Origin of the sequence: Bradyrhizobium sp. HKCCYLS3077 (genome assembly GCF_051167555.1) — a bacterium.
Classification (GTDB): domain Bacteria; phylum Pseudomonadota; class Alphaproteobacteria; order Rhizobiales; family Xanthobacteraceae; genus Bradyrhizobium.
Genome location: NZ_JBNPTH010000013.1, coordinates 1 through 18,733 on the forward strand (window position 1 = coordinate 1; position 18,733 = coordinate 18,733).

15 protein-coding genes and 1 pseudogene are annotated in these 18,733 nt (G+C 66.3%); 9 read left to right on the forward strand and 7 right to left on the reverse strand.

What is annotated here, in order from left to right; translation table 11 throughout:
- On the forward strand, window positions 1-228 hold a 228-nt coding region (locus ACQR0Z_RS34200; RefSeq protein WP_434921579.1), incomplete at its 5' end, for a hypothetical protein.
- Here the strand turns inward: ACQR0Z_RS34200 and ACQR0Z_RS34205 are convergent.
- Window positions 215-856 (reverse strand): NADPH-dependent F420 reductase, encoded by a 642-nt coding sequence (locus tag ACQR0Z_RS34205; protein WP_434921580.1) that lies wholly within the window; start codon window positions 854-856, stop codon window positions 215-217. The two genes, ACQR0Z_RS34200 and ACQR0Z_RS34205, sit on opposite strands and share 14 nt — an antisense overlap.
- Before the next feature lie 178 nt (window positions 857-1,034).
- Between ACQR0Z_RS34205 and ACQR0Z_RS34210 the strand changes: the two genes are divergently transcribed.
- From ACQR0Z_RS34210 to ACQR0Z_RS34225, 4 genes and pseudogenes are all read left to right on the forward strand, one after another.
- Window positions 1,035-1,964 (forward strand): LysR substrate-binding domain-containing protein, encoded by a 930-nt coding sequence (locus ACQR0Z_RS34210; RefSeq protein ID WP_434860015.1) that lies wholly within the window; start codon window positions 1,035-1,037, stop codon window positions 1,962-1,964.
- A gap of 165 nt (window positions 1,965-2,129) precedes the next feature.
- Complete coding sequence (locus ACQR0Z_RS34215; protein WP_434921581.1) at window positions 2,130-2,705, forward strand: DUF3885 domain-containing protein; 576 nt, start codon at window positions 2,130-2,132, stop codon at window positions 2,703-2,705.
- A gap of 2,527 nt (window positions 2,706-5,232) precedes the next feature.
- Window positions 5,233-5,412, forward strand: a pseudogene (locus ACQR0Z_RS34220) (hypothetical protein); the annotation flags it as partial.
- Window positions 5,413-5,564: 152 nt separating this feature from the next.
- Complete coding sequence (locus ACQR0Z_RS34225) at window positions 5,565-7,106, forward strand: hypothetical protein (protein WP_434921582.1); 1,542 nt, start codon at window positions 5,565-5,567, stop codon at window positions 7,104-7,106.
- A gap of 1 nt (window position 7,107) precedes the next feature.
- On the opposite strand, the gene ACQR0Z_RS34230 is transcribed toward ACQR0Z_RS34225, so the two are convergent.
- From ACQR0Z_RS34230 to ACQR0Z_RS34240, 3 genes are all read right to left on the reverse strand, one after another.
- Window positions 7,108-8,316: a CaiB/BaiF CoA transferase family protein gene (locus ACQR0Z_RS34230; RefSeq protein WP_434921583.1), complete on the reverse strand. Its 1,209-nt coding sequence runs from the start codon at window positions 8,314-8,316 to the stop codon at window positions 7,108-7,110.
- Window positions 8,317-8,564: 248 nt separating this feature from the next.
- Window positions 8,565-8,765, reverse strand: a complete 201-nt coding sequence (locus tag ACQR0Z_RS34235; protein WP_434860019.1) for a cold-shock protein — start codon at window positions 8,763-8,765, stop codon at window positions 8,565-8,567.
- Between the two features lie 235 nt (window positions 8,766-9,000).
- Entirely contained in the window at window positions 9,001-10,725 is a 1,725-nt protein-coding gene (locus ACQR0Z_RS34240; RefSeq protein WP_434921584.1) for an adenylate/guanylate cyclase domain-containing protein, read from the reverse strand.
- Window positions 10,726-10,964: 239 nt separating this feature from the next.
- On the opposite strand from ACQR0Z_RS34240, the gene ACQR0Z_RS34245 reads away from it, so the two are divergent.
- Window positions 10,965-12,470: a glycosyltransferase family 39 protein gene (locus ACQR0Z_RS34245; protein ID WP_434921645.1), complete on the forward strand. Its 1,506-nt coding sequence runs from the start codon at window positions 10,965-10,967 to the stop codon at window positions 12,468-12,470.
- On the opposite strand, the gene ACQR0Z_RS34250 is transcribed toward ACQR0Z_RS34245, so the two are convergent.
- Both ACQR0Z_RS34250 and ACQR0Z_RS34255 read right to left on the reverse strand, forming a co-directional pair.
- Window positions 12,471-13,502, reverse strand: coding sequence for a YcjF family protein (locus tag ACQR0Z_RS34250; protein WP_434921585.1), 1,032 nt, complete (start codon window positions 13,500-13,502; stop codon window positions 12,471-12,473).
- Window positions 13,499-14,962 carry a YcjX family protein gene (locus ACQR0Z_RS34255; RefSeq protein ID WP_434878477.1) on the reverse strand — a complete coding sequence of 488 codons (1,464 nt, stop codon included), beginning with the start codon at window positions 14,960-14,962 and terminating at the stop codon, window positions 13,499-13,501. The genes ACQR0Z_RS34250 and ACQR0Z_RS34255 overlap by 4 nt, the downstream gene beginning before the upstream one ends.
- Before the next feature lie 207 nt (window positions 14,963-15,169).
- On the opposite strand from ACQR0Z_RS34255, the gene trhA reads away from it, so the two are divergent.
- Window positions 15,170-15,865, forward strand: a complete 696-nt coding sequence (gene trhA / locus ACQR0Z_RS34260; RefSeq protein WP_434860023.1) for a PAQR family membrane homeostasis protein TrhA — start codon at window positions 15,170-15,172, stop codon at window positions 15,863-15,865.
- Between the two features lie 24 nt (window positions 15,866-15,889).
- The gene (locus tag ACQR0Z_RS34265; RefSeq protein WP_434921586.1) at window positions 15,890-16,684 is read left to right on the forward strand and encodes an SDR family oxidoreductase; all 795 of its coding nucleotides are present in this window, start codon (window positions 15,890-15,892) and stop codon (window positions 16,682-16,684) included.
- Between the two features lie 663 nt (window positions 16,685-17,347).
- Here ACQR0Z_RS34265 and ACQR0Z_RS34270 read toward each other — a convergent pair.
- The gene (locus tag ACQR0Z_RS34270) at window positions 17,348-17,818 is read right to left on the reverse strand and encodes a MarR family winged helix-turn-helix transcriptional regulator (RefSeq protein WP_434878480.1); all 471 of its coding nucleotides are present in this window, start codon (window positions 17,816-17,818) and stop codon (window positions 17,348-17,350) included.
- 86 nt (window positions 17,819-17,904) lie between these two features.
- Between ACQR0Z_RS34270 and ACQR0Z_RS34275 the strand changes: the two genes are divergently transcribed.
- Window positions 17,905-18,702 carry an SDR family NAD(P)-dependent oxidoreductase gene (locus tag ACQR0Z_RS34275; protein ID WP_434921587.1) on the forward strand — a complete coding sequence of 266 codons (798 nt, stop codon included), beginning with the start codon at window positions 17,905-17,907 and terminating at the stop codon, window positions 18,700-18,702.
- Window positions 18,703-18,733 lie beyond the last annotated feature (31 nt).

Here is an 18,733-nt window from a genome sequence, read left to right on the forward strand (position 1 = left end):
ATTCGCAACCTTCTGAACCTGAACAGAATCAACGCCGTGCACATTCTCAAGCACGTTTCGTACCGGACAGCCGTGGGCTTGTCCCGGGCATCCACGTCGTTCGGCACGCTGGGAACGACGTGGATGGCCGGGACAAGCCCGGCCATGACGGCGCTGAGAGAGAGGAGCCCAATCTTCGATTGTCATGTGCGGCAGCCCTGGTGGGCGGCTGCGGTCAGTCGAACTTGACGAGATTGAGCGCGGGCAGCGGGCCGCCCGGGAACTGGACGAGACGTGCGCCGATCGAAAGCGGACCGAGATCGATGCCGAAGAAGCCGAGGCGGTCGATCAGCGCGCCAAGCTCGGCTTTCGCGTCCGCATCGTCGCCCGAATAGAACAGCACGCGCCGGCCGCCTTCGCTGCGGGGATCGCCCGCCAGCACCGGCGCGAGCAGATGGTTGAACGCCTTGATGACGCGAGCGCCCGGCACCATGCCGGCGACGATCTCCGAGGACGTGCGGCCATGAAGCTCGGCCGGCTTGAACAGCGGCGCCTCGATCGGATTGTTGGCGTCGATCACGATCCTCCCGGCGAAGTTCGGCAGGCCGGCGAGCGCCGCTGGAAGCTTCGACCAGTTCACTGCGACGACAACGATGTCCTTTGCCGCGGCCTCCTCGCGCGTGCTGGCGCGGATGCTCGGCCCGATCGCGGCGACGGTCTCTGCAAGGCTGTCGGGGCCGCGGCTGTTGGAGAGCGTTGCCGCGATGCCGTTGCGGGCGAGCGCCGCAGCGACGGCGCGGCCGATATTCCCCGCGCCGATGATGCCGATGCTGGGATCGCGCCGTGCCGGTTCGGAGGATTCATTGAAGGTTGTCATCACGCGCCTGCCTTTCGTCTCGCATTGTTGATCAGCGGCGGACCGTCCAGCGTTTCTCGCTGCGGGCCACATTCGTTCAGGTCCAGTCGTCCGCTGAAGTCACCATGACCGAAGCCGAGCGGCAGGATTAGCCGGCCGTGGCTTGCAGGATTTTCAACGAATGTTTTAAAGTGGAGGCGTGGAAACTCTCGCCAATCTCGAGTCCTTCATCCGCAGCGCGGAGCAGGGCAGCTTCTCGGAGGCCGCGCGGCGCCTGTCGATCACGCCCGCTGCGGTGAGCCGCAACGTCGCGACCCTGGAGCGCAACCTCGGTGTGCGCCTGTTCCAGCGCTCGACGCGGAAGCTGACCCTCACCGAAGCCGGTGAAGCGTTCCGCGCGGCGATTGCCGACAACCTCGAAAGCCTGCAGGCAGCGATCGCGGGGATTGCGACGGACAAGGGCGATCCGGCCGGGACTCTCAAAGTCAGCATGCCCCCGACGCTGGGCATGATGTACATCCTGCCTCAGTTGTCGAGCTTCAGGGCGCGCCACCCGCGCATCAGGCCGGAGTGGCATTTCGAGACTCGCCAGGTCGATCTGATCGCCGAAGGCTATGACGTCGCGATCGGCGGCGGCTTCGACCGCTCCGCCGGGATCGTGGCCCGCGCGCTGGCGCCTGCGCATATCATCGCGGTCGCTTCCCCCGCCTATCTGAAAGGGCGCAAGCTGCCGGCCGATCCCGGCCGGCTGCGCGAGATGGACGGCATCGTCATGCGCTCGCTCGATACGGGACGTATCCGGCAATGGACCATGCGCGACGTCACTGGCCGGGAAATGGCCGCGCCGCTTCCTGCGACCCTTGTGGTGAATGATCCCGTGGCGATGCGAGAGGCCGCACTGCTCGGCCTCGGCGTCACCTTGACCGCCAGCGCCGACGTCCTGCCGGCCTTGGAATCGGGAGCGCTGCTGCGCCTCGTTCCCAACTGGTACGCCGACGCCGGCGCGATCTCGATCTACTACGCATCGCGCAAGCTGCTGCCGGGCAAGACCCGCGTCTTCGTCGACTGGGTCGCCGAGGCGTTCAAGACGCAGCGTCTGGCCGAGCGTTTCGCGGGCAGTCTCCGGTAGCTGGTCGTTGCCGGGAGCGGGTCATCTTGAGCCCTCGGGATCAACGGTGACGACATGGGGTGACGTCATGTGTGCCGAACGCCACAGTCAGAAGGGTCGAGGCATGCAACTGGCATGGACCATGACATTCCCCAGTCAGTCCTTCTCTGTTCAGCCAGGTCGCCTATGAACGATCAGACGACACAGCTCCTCGACCTCTTCCAGGCCAGCTGGTCCCGCTTCCACGGCATCGCGCCGCCGCTGGCGTATGTTCTCAGGAGCGCGCAGCGAACGCCCTGGGTGCGTTTCCACGCTGTGCCGAATTCCAAGCGCTACGCGGACAGCGCTGAGGAGCGTCAGGAGATTCTGCACCGGGCGAACGCGTTAGGAACTGAGATCCTCTCCCCTGACTCGGATTGCTGGCTGGTCCAATGCCGCGCCGAGGGAGAGACGATGTCATCTCCCGCTGCATCCTCGTTCAAGCCTGACGCGTCCTTTCGATTCCCCGACGCCGAGGATGACGACCATCATTGGATCGCAGCGGTGACTTTGGTGCGCTGGCAAGAGAGGAGCTTCGACGACTTGCTGATAGCCAGAGCTGACGGTGAGACAGGGCCAACCTTGTGGATGAACGGCAGCAACGGAGCGATCTTCGCTCCTTACGACGGTGGCTTCGACCTGTTTCCTGCCTCTGTTGCCGACGTGAACCGTCTCAAGGCACGCCATGCGGATTGGCTGTCGCGCCATCCTGACGGCCTGTGATCCTACTGTGCAAATGCGGGTGATACTGGCGCATTCAGATTCTTAGCCCGCACGACGGGCAATTCCCGCAATCCCCTCATGCGCCATTTGCCCGTCGAGCCAGTTTGCCGCACGCTGCGCCCTTGTGTTGTCGGGCAAATCACGACGATGATTCCGGCCATCCCGCCTGCGATGAAGAGGGGCGTGTCGGCCGATCGTCACGAGACGTGGCAGCGGGGAGCGGTGGCCGTGTCGGGCTTGGGGCTTCGCGATGAGCGGGGCCGGCGAGCAAGCCGGATGCGGACGGTCAAGTCGTAGGGTCCTGGCATCCCGATGCCGATGCCAAGTTCGTAAGCAGGCTTCGCCTGCTGCGGATGACGGTGACCAGAAAGCCCGGCGCACCGGGGAGACTACGAAGCAGCCGTAAAGCCATCGCGCAGGGAAGGCCGGGTGTGTCCGGCTGAGCCTGTGGTTCCTGCCCCGTGCACTCTTTTCCCGCACGGGGGCCGCGGGTATCAGTCGATACCCGGTCTTCCCTGCGCCCTCCGACGAGTCGGGAGGGAGACAAGCCTGCCAAACCTCGGGCGCAATCGTGCCGCGAGCTCGTGCCATGCTGCTCGCGGTGCTGAACAGAGCGCTCGTCGCCGCGTCCCGATCAGCCGCATATTCAGGCACCGCTTGCCACACGAGTTCCACTTTGTTGGCGCAAATCCGCCCCGGATGAATCCCTAAAACTCAGCCAAGCCTTCGAAAAGTAAGATTTTAGCAATCAATCAAACGCTAACTAAGGTTACCAAGTGCTCAACGTCATGCGGAGACTCTGAACGTGAGCGAGAAACAGGCCGAACGGGCCAGCCTCGATAGGGGCCCTGATATGGGCCTTGGCATGGCCAAGGATGGCGCAGAGCCGGTACTGAACACCCCCGCATCTCCCGAAGTCGCCGAGTCCGCCGTGCCTGCGGTTGCCGCGGTCGCACAGCCGATGATCGCGCCGGATCACGAAGCGCCTGCGGCGGACGTGCCGGGGCAACTCGTGAGCGAGACCAAGCCGGTCGTGGCGGAAGCCGCTGCGACGAAGACGGAGGCCAAGCCAGAGGCCGTTGCCATGATCACGGAGCCGGCCAACGTCGAGCCTGCCAAGATCGAGCCGGCCAAGATCGAACCGACTCCGATGACCCATTCAGAGCCGGCGCCGATCCAGGACAACGCCGAAACGATCAAGGCCGAGCCGGCCAAGCCTGAGACAGCAAAGCCTGAGACCGCAAAGGCCGAGCCTGCAAAGATGGAGGCCGCAAAGCCTGCGCCTGCCAAGCCCGAGCCCGGCAGGATCAACCTCGCCAAGCCGTTGCCCGGCAAGTCCGAGGCCGCGACCACCTCGAACATCGCAAGATCATCGCCGACGATTCTCGACCTGATGCGGACCGAACCGGTGAAATCTCCACCGATCAAGACCGCTGCCGCCGGCGAACCGCTCAAGGTCGACACCCCCAAACTGTCATCGCTCGCGGCGAGCGCGCCCAAGATCGGGCCGATGGCGGCCACGCCGTCCAAATCGGAGATCAAGCCCGATAAGAAGGCGGAGCTGCCGAACAAGGCCGACGTGTCGGCCAAGCCGGCAGCCACGGCGAAGCCGGAGCCCGTCTCCAAGCCCGAGCTGGCGGCCAAGCCCGATCTGGCGATCAAGCCGGAATCGGCTGCGCCTGCGGCTGCAGCGGTCAAGCCCGACCTGGCCGCGAAACGCCCGGCCGCAGCAAATGTCGAGACGGCGGCGAAGGCCGGCATCGCCAGCGCCGCGGTGGACAAGGCCACGGCCTGGGCCAAAGCGAAGTTCAAGCCCGAGCCGACCCCAGCCGATTCAGCGAAGACGGCCAGCCCCGCGGCAGCGGCCGGCGCCGCCGCGCCGCAGCCGGGCGTGATCGCGGCGCAGCGCGCCGCGGCCGCGCGCCTCGGCCTTCCCGCGATGGCTGCCATCCTGCTGCTGGCGATGGTCGTCGGCGGAGTCGCCGGAGGTCTGGTCACGGCCACCTTCGTCAAGCGCAGTGGCGGCGAGGTCGCCGGCGGCACGGCGGAGACCACCACCGATCCCACGCTCGCCGCCACCGTGGCGCGGATCGACGGGGATATCGCCGCGCTCAAAGCGAGCCTCGACCAGACCAATCAGACCAGCCTGGTCGAACTCAACAAGTCGGCCGAGCGCATCGACCGGCTGGAGAAGATCCTGGGCGAGCTGTCGACCAAGTCCTCGGCCAAGCCGAGCGAATTGCAGCGCCTGAGCGACGCGGTGGAGCGGCTGCGCGCGGCGCAGGCGTCCGCCACGGCGCAGCAGCCGGCGACGCGCGACGCCAACGCATCTGTCCCGCAGGCCGTCGGCGCCATCAATGCCGCTGCGCCGCCTGCAGGCGTGGCCACCAGGCAGGAAGCGAGCCGGATGCTTGAAGCCGCGCGCGCCGAAGCAGCCAAGTCCGAAGCAGCCAAGTCCGAGGCCGCAAGGGCAGAGGCGAGCCGGGCCGCCGATGCGGCGCGGGCCGAGGCCAGCAAGCCGAAGGTTGTCGACGGCTGGGTGCTGCGCGACGTCGGCCGTGGCGGGGCGCTGATCGAGGGCCGCGGCGGCCTCTATGAAGTCTACGCCGGCGATCCCGTTCCGGGCCTCGGCAAGGTCGACGCCATCCGCAAGCAGGACGGCCGCTGGGTCGTCGTCACCACCAAGGGGCTTGTCGTCGCGCGCTGACGGACCATCTTCTCGTGAACGCAGTCGACGAGGCGCCTCACCGGCACGTGAGGCGCCTCGTCGCACAATTGGCTGCAGCCGCCGCCTTTCGGCTATGTTCGAGGGCTAGCAGGCCGTCAGTTGCGTCTACGTCGGAAGCGAGGAGGCCGGTCTTGCGACTGTCTGTCATTGGTCTTGTGCTGCTGGGCCTGAGCTCGCTCGCCCACGCCGACGAGAGCGCGCCGCTGGAGCGCGGCACCGCGATCCTCGAGCCGTTCGCGCTGCGCGAGCTCGACAAGGGTGCGTTCGGGCTCGGCGCGATGCTCGCGAAAAGCGAAGCGCCGCTGACCGGCGCCGCGTTGTTCGCGCTGCCTGCCATGGTCCCCGTACGCAAGGCGCTCGACGCCGAGTTCGACCGTTATGTCGACAAGCACAAGGCGACGTTGCCGAACGAAAGCATCGGCGTCGGCAATGCCTACGCATTCCAATTGTTCGACCGCGCGGTGCTGGATTCTTCCGACGCCCGCTTCGTGCTGGCCGGAATCGTCAACCGCATGGACCGCGCTTTCGTCGATCCCGCTCATTGCGGCGAGGTGCGGCTGCTGTATCGCCTGACGCGGACCACGCCGCCCGAGGCCAAAGGCGGCGAGGTCGCGTCGCCCAGGCTGCCGATGACGCTGAACGTCGTGCTCAAGGCGCGCAGCGACGAGCAGGCCAAGAGCGACAGGCCGAGCTGCGCCGACATCGCGCGCCGCTGGCTCGCGACCGCCAACCTGAAACTGACCGGCGCCGAGCTGGCGGCCAAGCTGGCCGCGCCCGACGGACCATTGGCGCTGATCCGGCCGGAGAACATCCACCGCATCGAGACCAATCTGCAGATCGCGCATGCGCCGAAATCGGCGGTGCGCGAATTCCGCACCGACTACATGATGAAGGTGTTCGACTATCAGGCCGCGAGCAACAGCTTCGAGGAGGCGGTGCTGGAGGATCAGGTCGATCGCGACCGGCTGCTCGCCGACGCGGATCTCGCGCGCGAATTCAAGGCGTGGCTGCTCGAGCCGGTCAATCTCGCCGCGTTCGATCGCGGCATGGCGGTGATCCCGGACAAGTTCCTGGCCAAGGTCGCGGTGGCGCCGACGCCCACCGGCTTCGTCAATTCGGATCTGCTGCCGGCCTATGGGCTGGTGCAGGGAGAGGAAGGGAAGGGCGCGGTCTTCAGCGAGGCCGACGTGGTCGGGGCGCTGGAGAAGGCGGCCGCGCAGGGGGTGGCGCTGCAGACCATTCAATCGGTCGCCGGCTTCGAGCGGCGCCTGAACGATGCGAGCTGCGGCGGTTGCCACCAGACCCGCGGCATCGGCGGTTTCCACTTCCCGGGCGTCGACTGGATGGCCGAGAAGCCGTCCAACACCACGGTGGTGCCGGCCTCGCCGCACTTCTTCGGCGACCAGGTGCGCCGTCGCGACATCCTCACTGCCTTCGCCGAAGGCCGCGCACCCGACTTCTCGCGCGGCTTCGCCAGCCGTCCGCAACTGCGCGGCAGCGACGAACTTGCGGGCACCGTCTACAATGACGGCTGGGGCGGGCATTGCTACGCGGCCAAGAGCGAGGCCGCCGGCAACGACAGGAGCTTTTCGACCTGGAGCTGCGCCGCGAGGCTATCCTGTCAGACCGGCCCCGCGACGCGCTTCGGCATGTGCTTCATCGCGACGCGCTAGCTCAGGCCACCGCGCCCTTTGCGCGCAAGGTCTGGATGGCGTCGTCGTCGAAGCCGGCCTGGCGCAGGATCTCGTCGCTGTGCTGGCCCACGCCGGGCGGTTTGCGCGGGGCGACCTTGCGCTGGCCGTCGATGAAGATCGGGCTGCTGACGGTGAGCATGGTGTCGTTCTCGAACGGCACCAGCACCTCGTTCTCCAGCATCTGCTTGTCGTTCGGAATGTCGTCCAAAATTCCGACGACGCCGAACACCAGGCCGCTGCCGTCGAGGATCTTGCGCCAATCGGCCAGCGGCTTGGTCGCGAACACCGCGTCGAACTCGTGAATCAGCTCGACCGAGCGGGCGTGGCGGTCGGCCTTGGTGGCGAAGCGCGGATCGTCGATCAGGTCGTCACGGCCCAAGCAGCGCGCCAGGATCGGCCACTGCTTCTCCTCGTTGAGCAGCGACAGCATGATCCAGCGGCCGTCCTGGCACTTGTAGTGGTTGGCGACCGCGTTCAGCGCCCGCTCGCGCGGCCGCCGCTCGACGAAGGTCGCGCCGCACAGCTTGGCCTGGGCGAGCACGGAGGCCGCCCAGACGCCGTTCGCCATCAGGTTGGAGGCCACATGCGAGCCCTGGCCGGTCCGCTCGCGCTGATACAGCGCCGTGACGATCGCGCCATAAAAGGCCATCGCGCAGGGATGGTCCCCCATGCCGGCCACCGAGCGCGCCGGCGTCGTGCTCTCGTCGGCGCGGACGAGGTCCATCAGTCCGGACCGCGCCCAATAGGCGTTGCTGTCGAAGCCCGGCTTGTCGGCCTCCTCGCCCTTTTCCCCATACCCCGTAAACGACGCATAGATCAGCCGCTCATTCAAAGGCGCCAGTCTTTCGTAGGTGAGGCCGAGCTTGGCGCGGACCGAGGGCGGGAAGTTGGTGATGAAAACGTCGGCCTCGCGAACCAGCCTTTGCAGGACGTCTTGCGCCTCCGGCTTCGACAGATCGAGCGCGAGGCTGCGCTTGTTGCGGGCTTCGAGATACCAGGCGTAATTGTGCTCGCTGCGGGGATAGCCGGGCAGGTTCGGGAGGTTGCGGTAGGGATCGCCGGCGCCGGGCGGCTCGATCTTGATGACGTCGGCGCCGAAATCGGAAAGAACGGTGGCGGCGGCAGGGGCGGCGATGAAGCTCGCGCAATCCAGCACCTTCAGGCCATGAAAAATGCCCTTGTCATCCATGTGGCGTCACTCCCGTCATCGTTTCCGCGCGCTGGAATTCCGGTGTCGGCGCGGTTCGGGGCCTATTTGACCCGGGACGGGCGGGCGAGGCAATGGCGGGGAAGACGGATGCTACTACAAACAATATGAAACATGTGATCAGGAGCGGTCGCCGCTCCTGTCTGATCTCGTCGTGTCAAATAGCGATGGCGTGGTGCCTGGAACGCGTGCGCCGAAAAGCCGTCTGACGGAATGGCGCGCCGCGCCTGCTACACCTTGAGGTTCTCAGCCGACGTCCTGCCACGGTTGGCGATCTCTTCGTACTCGATGGTCTGCCCCTCGTTGAGGGTCGTGAGTCCGGCCTTCTGCACTGCGGAGATATGAACGAAAATGTCCTTGCCCCCGGCCGCGGGCTGGATGAAACCATAGCCCTTGGTCGGGTTGAACCACTTGACCGTACCTTTAGCCATACGTTGCCTCCGCGGGTATCAATCCAGAACGAGCCTACGGTCCCCGCAAACCGTCAGGCCCGGATTTCGAGACTACTGCGGTTGTGACAGGCTTGGTAGCGCAAACAGCGGGCGCTCCTGGCCCGAAACGATCGATATCGTGGCGGTTTTGCGGCTTTCGACCGACGCGCGCCCACCCCGTCGCAACCGTTCTCGATATGACAGCGCAGGCTGCGGACAGGTTCAATGAGACCTTTCATGCGGCAGCGCCTCCACCTGCCACGAGATCGGTGGGCTCCGCAGCGGTGCGGACCCGCATCGGCTCGGCGCGGCCGCGGATCTCCACCTCCCGCTGCGGCAGGATGTCCGGACCGATCCCGGCCCGCGCGTAGACGTCGTCGGAGATGATGACCTGACAGCCGAGTGTCTTTGTCAGGTCCTGCAGCCGCGAGGCCACATTCACGGCATCGCCGAGCGCCGTAAACACCATGTGGTCGCGATAGCCGATCTCGCCAACGATGACTTCGCCGCCGTGAATGCCGATGCCGAAGCGGATCGGCTCGGGCAGATCGTGGCTCAGGAGCCGATTGAGCTCGGCGACGTTGACCGCGATGTCACCCGCGGCCCGGATCGCCTGGCTGCAGGCGACCTGCGGATCCGTCGACAGTCCGAACAGCGCGAGCATGCCGTCACCGACGAACTGATTAGGTTGCCCGCCGTTGCTGAGCACGGCTTGTGAGACCGCTGTGAGAAAGCGATTGACGATGAACACGACGTCGAACGGCAGGCGCTTCTCGGCAAGGCTGGTCGATCCGCGCATGTCGACGAACAGGCTGACGAGATAGCGTTCCTGCCCGATGCCAGCGCTCGGGTTGCTGTGCGCTCCATGCGCCAGGTTGGGCATGAACAACTGGAAGAAGGACAGGTCGTCGGTGGGACGCAACTGACAGGCCAGCCGAATCGAAGGATCGTCGGTGCCGACCTGCGCCAGGACCAAGGCTTCCCGTGGTGATGGCGGCGGCAAGTGGCTAGGATCGCCGATCACCCGGATGCGGCACGTCGAGCAGCGCGCGCGTCCGCCGCACATGCTGGCATGAGGTACGTTGTTGCGTTGGCTGGCCTCCAGCACCGAGAGGCCCTTCGGCACCCGGATGACGCGGCCGTTGTTGTAGGACAGGGTCACCACCCCGCCGCGCCGCTCGTGCAACGCGCGGGCTCCGCGGGCGGCGAGCGCGATGCCGATCAGGCCGAGATAGCCGATCAGGAAACCGTTCATGATGGCTTCGAGCTTTGCCCCCTCCATGGGGGTTCCCATCTGCTTCTGAGACAGGTTCTCGGCGCGCCATTGCGCGGTCGTGCTCGCGGCGATGACGTCACGGCCGCCGCGGTAGAAGCCGAGCAGCGCCAGCGTGGGGATCAGTACGGCGCAAGCGAGCAGCCACGGCGCCGCGCGCCTGTAGAACGGCTTCAGCCGCAGCCAGAAATGCAGCCCGATGCAGCCGTGGGTCCACGACGTCAGCAGTGCCGCGGACATCAGCCAGAGCCGCCAGGACGGGCCGGTCCAATAGGAATACAGAACCTGCGGGTACAGCTTCTCCTGTCCGTACAGCGTCTGCCCGAGACGCACGCCCGCGATGTGGCTGAAGATCAGCGCGGGAATGCTCAGGCCGAGCAAAAGCTGCAATGGCTCGATCGTGCCGCAGCTGAATTGCCGGCGCTGATACAGTGCCCACACACCCAGCCCGCTATGCGTCAGAGCGGCCGCGTAGAATACGATGGCGACGGGGAGGAATTGCCAGAAGGCGATGTGGTAGGACACGCCTTCGGCGAGGGCGTCCAGCGAGATGTTACCGAGGGCATGGTTGAGGAAGTGGCTGAGGAGATAGCAGAACAGGATGATCCCGCAGACCAGCCGGATCTGGCGGAGGCCGAGGCCGCGAAACGCGGTGCGCAGATGGTGTGGAAGCGAGAAGCGGGTCATGCGGTCCGTGCGAGCGTGAACCGCCAAACTAGAGATTTATTCCAGCACGGCCTAGAGGCGATGGCCGAGCGGCGGCGGTATCGGCGGGGCGTCTGCGCACGAGCATCGACTCCCGCGTTGACTCGTCCGGCCATGTCGGGGAAAAGCACGCCGTGGCGACCATCCCTCCCGACATTGACAGCCGAAAATCCCAGGACCAGCGCGCGGCGTGGCTGATCCCGTTGGCCGTGATCACGGGCATGACGATCATGCGCATGGTCTATGCGGCCGCTCTCGATCTGCGCACCGACGAGGCCTATTACTGGACCTGGTCGAAGGAGCTGCAGCTCTGCTTCCTCGACCATCCGCCGATGATCTCCTGGTTCGTCCGGCTGGGAACCGCGCTGTTCGGCGACACCAATCTCGGCGTTCGTTTCGCCGGCATCGTTGCGATGGCCGCGACGCAGGTGCTGCTCGCCGACATCGTCCGCCGCGTCACCCACAATGTGCAGGCTGTGATTCTCGCAGTGCTGCTGCCCGAGGCCGCGCTGTATTACGGGCTCCTGATGGCCAAGGTCGCGCCGGATGTCGCGGCGATTCCGTTCGCGGTGGCGATGGTGTGGGCGCTGGTCAGGCTCGCCGAATGCAATGACGCACGTTGGTGGCTGGCCGCCGGGATGTTCGGCGGTCTGGCGTTGTTGTCCAAATTCACGGTGGTGATGCTGCTGCCCGCCGTCGCGGCGTTCCTGCTCGTGCCGAGCTGGCGTGGCCGCTGGCTGTTCAGTCCGTATCCGTGGCTCGGCGCGGCAATCGCGCTGGTCGTGTTCTCGCCGGTGCTGATCTGGAACGTTCAGCACGATTGGGCCTCGTTCCGCTTCCAATTCGTCCGTGCCACGGCGCCGCATGATTTCTCGTTGCGGACGCTCGGTGACTACATCGGGCTGCAGTTCGGTCAGGTCGGCTTCGTGCTGCTGCCGGTCACGCTGACGGCGCTGACGCTGACCGCCTGGCGCGGCTATCGCGCGCGGGAGCCGGTCGGCATGCTGCTGTCGACGGCGGTGCTCGTTCCCTTTCTCTACTTCCTCTGGAAATCCCTGACTCTGCGGATCGGCGACACCTGGCCGATGTTCATGTGGCCGATCGGGTTTGCAGCGGTGGCGATCAACATCGTCAAGCTCAGGGAGGACGGCGCTCCGGCCTGGTTCATCCGCTCGACGCTGCGCTGGGCGCGGATCGCGGTGGCGAGTGGGATCGCCATGGTCGTGCTGATCTTCCTCTATTACGTCGCCGCGCCCTGGAATTGCCTGGGCCGCACCGATCCGATCGGCGCGGAGGCTGGCTATGAGCAGGTGGCGGAGCGGCTCGAACAGGAGCTCAAAACCACCGGCGCCAGCTGGATCGCGACTTCCGACTATCGCACCTATGCGATGATGCGCTGGTTCTTGCGCGGCCGCGTGCCGGTGATCCAGATCAACGAGCGCGCCCGCTTTATCGGCTTTCGAAACCCTGGCATGAACCTGATCGCCGATCATGCCGGGCTCTATGTCGTGCGCGAGCCGGACAACACCGCACCGCTGCTGGCGGGCACCACCGCACGGCGCGAGCCGCTCGGCAGCGTGGAGCGGAGCTGGCGCGGCCGTGTCATGGACAGCTACACGTTCGGCAAGCTGACGGGCTGGACGCCCGAGCTCTCGCCGCCGGCGGAGTCGCCGCTGTACCAGTGGCGCTGGCTCGCCGGCGATCCCGACGCCACGCCGTACGCCTGATCATTTCTCGTCATCCTCCTGCTTGCGCAGCAGGTCCTTGGCGAGATCCGCGAGCGCCGGCCGCGGCAGCGCGGCGAACGGCATCGGTCGCGTGACGTCGATCGCGGCGAGACCGAGCCGCGCCGTCAGCAGGCCGTTGAGCACGCCTTCGCCGAGGCGCTGTGACAGCTTCGCCGCGATGCCGTGACCGAGCACCTGCTGGATCAGGCTGTCGCTCGCCGCCATGCCGCCGGTGATGGCGAGATGCGCGACGACGTGGCGCAAGAGACTGATCATGCCGAGCGCGCCGGGACGTCCGCCATAGAGCCGCGCCAATTGCCGGATCATGCGTAAGGACGCGACGAACACGAACAGCACGTCGATCATCGCGCGCGGGCTGACCGCGGTGACCACCGAGACGCGCTGCGCGGCGACCGAGACCAGCCGTCTTGCCTCGATGTCGAGCGGCGCCATCAGCTCGCGCTCGGCGAGCTTGATCATGTCGGCGCCGTCGATGATGTCGTCGGCATGACCGGCAAGCGCGGCGCGGGGCCGCGCCAGTCGCGGATTTGCGTGCGCGATCCGCAACAGCTCGGCCACGACCTCGCGGCTTTCGGCGCGATCATCGGAGAGCAGCACCGCAGCCGCGCGCTGATGCAGCTTCTCGATCGTGGCGAGCCGCACCAGCCCGTAGGTCTCGCGGCCGATCACGGCGGCCAGCGCGATCGCCGCTGCCGCGGCAAAACCTGAGCCGACATAGCCGAGCGCCTCGCTGCGCGCGAACAGATCCTCGATCAGCCGGGTGACGCCGAGGCCCAGGCCGAGCAGGACGAGGCCGCCGACCGATCCCCAAAACAAGCCGCCCCAGGGAAAGCCGCGCCGCGCCGGCAGCACGGTCTCGATCGGCACCGGCAGTTGCGCCGGATCGGCCTCCGGGGTGATCTGGATGGTGCCGCGGCTCGGGCGCGCGGCGTCCTCGGTATCGACCACGACGACATCGGGATCGTCGAGCCGGAAGGTCTGGGGCCGACGGGGCTTGGCGCGATCGCTCATTGCAGCCGGTCTCCGATCAGGAACTGAAGGGCGCGGTCCATGCGGATATGGGGCAGCGCCGGCTCGACGCCAGCCTCCGGGACCAGCAGCGGCGGCCGGAAGCGGAGGAAACGGAAGTCGGTGCCGTCGGCGCCCGCGCTGGACAGGCCGCGATAGGCGCCGCCCTTGAACAGCTCCTCGGCATCGGCCGGAAGCTCGCCGGGGAAGGTGGCGACCTCGGTGTTGCCGTCGAAGATTTCGCCATTGGCGCTCTCGCCGGCGGCCGGCGTGCCGAGCAGCGACGGCAGCTTGTCGCGGCCGCGCGCGACCAGCGCCTCGCGCGTCGCGCGCACCGCTGCCAGTGCCACCACGTCGATCACGGCGCCGGTGCTCTCGGCGCGAGCGACCGCGCGATTGACCGCGCGCCGCAGCACCGCTTCGAGACGATCGTGGCTGGTGTGGTGGAGATGGTCGGCCTTGGTCGCTGCGAACAGGATGCGGTCGATCCGCGGCCTGAACAAAGCCGTCAGCAAATTGCCGCGTCCGACGCGGAAGCAGTCGAGAATGCCGGTCAGCGCGGCCTCGAGATCGTGCAGCGCCTCGGGGCCGGCGTTGAACGCAGCAAGAGCATCGACCAGCACGATCTGGCGGTCGAGCCGCGCGAAATGATCGCGGAAGAACGGCCTCACCACGATTTCTTTGTAGGACTCGAAGCGCCGCGCCATCATCGCCCACAGCGAGCCGCTCGGCGCGCTGCCGTCGGCCGGCACGTCGAGCGGGGCGAAGGTCAGCGCCGGCGAGCCGGCGAGATTGCCGGGCATCAGGAAACGTCCGGGCGGCAGCAGGCTCATCGCGAAGCGCTCATCGCGGCAGGCCCGCAAATAATCGGTGAACAGACGGGCCGCCTCGAGCGTCGCCGGCTCATCCTCGCGGCCCTCGGCCGACAGGGTCGAAAGATGCGCGTGCCAGGCCTTGGCGACATCTGCCCGCGGCTCGCTGCGCGACAGCGCGAGGCTCTCGCTCGCCCACTGTTCATAGGTCTTGTTGAGCAGCGGCAAATCGAGCAGCCACTCGCCGGGATAGTCGACGATGTCCAGGGTCAAGGTGCGCTCGGCGCCGTTGGTGCGCTGAAATTCGATCACCAGCCGGAGCTCGCTGATATCGACCGTCGAGCTCGGCCAGCGCCGCTCGGCGACCAGCGCCTTGACGTGGCTCTCATAGGCAAAGCGCGGCACGCCGTCGTCGGGTTGCGGCGCGAGATAGGCCTTTGCGATACGGCCCGACGCCAGCGCCTCGAACACCGGCATGCGTCCGCCGCGAACGAGGTCGTGGATCAGCGCGGTGATGAACACCGTCTTGCCGGCCCGTGACAGCCCGGTGACGCCGAGCCGTAATGTCGGGTTCAGAAAGCTCTCGCCATAATCGAGCAGGGCGCGGGCCGAGAGCCGCGCTTCCTCGACGAGATCGGAGAAGGACACCATGGGAGGAGGGGATTGGCCAGTTGAAAAGGGCGTGAGCGATTTTTGACAGGTGGCGACGCAAAACGCCGGATTCAAGCTCACATTTCCGCACCGTTTCCGGATAGAACCAGACCTTGAACGGAACGTTGACCACTGGAAACCATAATCATTGCGGCACAATTGTCCCCTGTGGCCAGTTGTGCCGGCCAGCCAGCGCCAGGTTCTGAGATGACCGTATTTCAACTGAAGCAGTTCGCATCCACCTCCGTCCACGCCGCCACCGGGGCGATGCGGTGGAATTACGACAAGGTCGAGATCATCGCCGACGGCGTCGTGCATATTGTCGGCATCGCGGCGGGCCTGGTCGCGGCGACCGTCCTCGTGGTGCTGACCTCGATTTATGCCAGCGCCGTCGACATCGTCGTGGTGTCGATCTATGTCGCGGGCCTGCTGTCGATGCTGACCTTGTCGGCGACCTATAATCTCTGGCCGGTGTCGCCGACCAAATGGGTGCTGCGTCGGTTCGATCATTCCGCCATCTACGTGCTGATCGCCGCGACCTACACGCCGTTCATCGCCGCGTTGAAGGACACGCTGTTCTCGTCGGTGCTGCTGCTCGGCGTCTGGGGCGTCGCCATCTTCGGCATCGTGCTCAAGCTGCGCTGGCCCGGCCGCTTCGATGCGCTGTCGATCGGGCTGTATCTGGCGCTCGGCTGGAGCGGCATCATGATGTACGACCGGGTGATCACGGTGATGCCGACCTCGGTGCTGGCCTGCGTGCTCACCGGCGGCATTCTCTACAGCCTCGGCGTCATCTTCCATTCCTGGCGGCGCTTGCGTTTCCAGAACGCGATCTGGCATGGTTTCGTGTTGCTGGGCGCCGGCTTTCATTATACGGCCGTTCTGGACCTGGTTCTGACATAGAAAATTTCACGAGGAGGGCTTTGCATGCAGGTGACCGGAAATATTGTGGTGGTCACCGGCGGAGCCCGCGGCATCGGCAAGGCGCTGTGCGAGGCTTTTGCCGGCGCCGGGGCGGCCAAGGTGATCGTGGCCGACCTCGACGAGGCCGGTGCCAAGGCCGTTGCTGAGAGCATCGGCGGCGCGGCGTTCAAATGCGACGTTTCCCAGGAAGCCGACATCAAGCATGTCATCGAAGAGACCGAGCGGCAGTTCGGACCGATTGCGCTGTTCTGTTCCAATGCCGGCATCGGCGGTGGCTTCGATCCGCTGTCGGTGAATGTCGGCGGCACCTCCGACGAGCCGTGGGCGCGGAGCTGGGCGATCCACGTCATGGCCCATGTCTGGGCAGCGCGGCATCTGATCCCGCGCTACAAGGCGCGGGGTGGCGGATATTTTCTGAACACGATCTCGGCCGCCGGCCTGCTGTCGCAGGTCGGCAGCGCGCCTTACTCGACCACCAAGCACGCCGCGGTCGGCTTCGCCGAGAACCTCGCGATCTCGCACAAGGCCGACAACATCAAGGTCTCGATCCTGTGCCCGCAGGGCGTCGACACCGACATGCTGCGCTCGATCCCCAAGGGCCCGCAATCCGGCGACGGCGATCTTTCGCCGGAGCAGGTCGCGCAGGAGGTGCTGAAGGGTCTCGCCGAAGAGAGCTTCCTGATCCTGCCGCATCCCCAGGTGCTCGGCTACATGCGCAAGAAGACCGAGAACTACGACCGCTGGCTCGGCGGCATGGCGAAGATCCAGGCGAGGATGCGCGAGGAGTTCGGGAAGTAGCTGCTTGTTCATTGGCGTCTCCGTCATTGCGAGCGAAGCAATCCAGGGCTGAGCGTGGGACTCGGGATTGCTTCGCTTCGCTCGCAATGACGGCGTGGAGGGAGGCGCGGTATATCCAGGCAACTTGACGTGACTCCGCATCCCCGCGGCGTATGACGCCCGAGCTGTGCAATCGACTTGCCCCTCAACTATTCGAAGGGCGCAGGGAATGCCGGGTGATGGCCTCACCCATGGCCCGCCTGCGGAAAAAATGCAGGCGGCAGGTACCACAGGTGCAGCCGGATCGACCCGGCATTCCCTGCGCGACGGTCTTAACGCTTATACGCAGTCTCCCTGGTGCGCCGGGCTTGTGTTGGCCACCATTCGCAACGATGCTTGCGCATCGCGCGGGACACCAGCATCGGGGTGTCAGGACGCTGCGACTTCACGTCCGCAGTCCCACCGTTCGTCGGCGCATCCGAGGACACGCTGCGGCAGACCGCGGCCATCGCATCCCTGCCTCGCGTGTCGTGACGATCGCGCGCAACGCCCCTTCGAGTGAGACGGGATGCGCGGAAGAATCGTCCTGATTTGCCCGACGTGACAAGGCCGCAAGATGCGACAATTCAACACGACGGGCAGTTTCGTCATGGCCCCCTTGCGTCATCTGCCCCTCGTGCACGGTCAGCCCGGCGATGGCATGTCTGCATCCGCAGCGCGCCGGGCTTCGAGCGCGCGCGCGTAAAGGAGCAGGCCGTCGCGGACCGTTCGCCGTTCGGATGTCGACAGTGACAACAGTGCTCCGCGGACCTGCTGCCGGCCGAACGCATGCAGCGAGGCCAACGTTTTTCGCCCCTTGGCGGTGAGGCAGAGCGGCTTGCTGCGGGCATCGCCGGGATCGACCGTCTCTTGCAATTCGCCAGCATCGATCAGCTTGCGGACCATGCGGCTGACGCTGGATTTTTCCAGATGCAGCGCGGCGCCGATCTGCATCGCCGTCAACGGGCCGCGCAGGCCGATCTCCAGGATGGTGTGGACGGCCGACGGCGGATGTTCGGTGGCGGCCAGCGTGGCGTCCATGAAGCCGAGCTCGCGCACCATCAGGCGCGAGGCGGCGCGGATGTCGTCGACGAGAGTGAGGTCCGGCTCAGGCATCTTGACTCCTGTCCAATAGTTGTAGCATACAACAAATAGCCGACGCAACGGAGCGTCGCCGGCGGTCTGCCTCCGGAGGGTGCGACATGGGTGATACACGGCTCGCGGCGCAGCTCGGAACGCCCACGGCCTCGCGCATGCAGGGACAGGTCTGCCTCGTCACCGGAGGCGGCTCCGGCATCGGCCGCGCCGCCGCCCTGAAGCTGGCGGCCGAAGGGGCGGAGGCCGTGATCATCGCCGGCCGCCGCGAGGCAGAGCTCGAGGACACGGCGTCGCAATGCCGGGCGCTCGGTTGCGAGGTGCTTGCCGTGAGAACCGACGTGACACGCACAGACGACGTGGCAGACCTGGTGCAAACCGTGCTGGATCGCTACGGCAGGTTGGATGCGGCCTTCAACAATGCCGGGTTTCAGGAGCGCCGGGCGCCGATCGAGCAACAGGGCGACGACGTCTATGAGGACGTGTTCGGCACCAATGTGCGATCGGTGTTTCTGTGCCTGCGTGCGCAGCTTGCAGCCATGTATGTCCGCGGACAGGGCCGCATCGTGATCAACGCCTCGGTGAGCGGGGTGCGCAATCCGAATGCCGGGCTCGCGCTCTATTCGGCGTCGAAGGCCGCCGTCATTTCCCTGACCCGCTCGGCTGCGATGGAGGCGGGGCCGCGTGGCGTCCGGATCAATGCGATCGCGCCGGGACGCGTCGTCACCGACATGATGCTGCGCGCCGGTGTCGGTGACATGGCGACGGTCGCTGCCGGGCTGCCGTTGCGCCGGATGGGGCAGCCGGAGGACATCGCCGAGGCCGTGCTGTGGCTATTGTCGGATGCATCGTCCTACGTCGTCGGCCACGTCTTGGCCGCGGATGGCGGATTTCTGGCAGCCTGAGGCTCACGAGTCCGCCGATCATCCGGCGGCA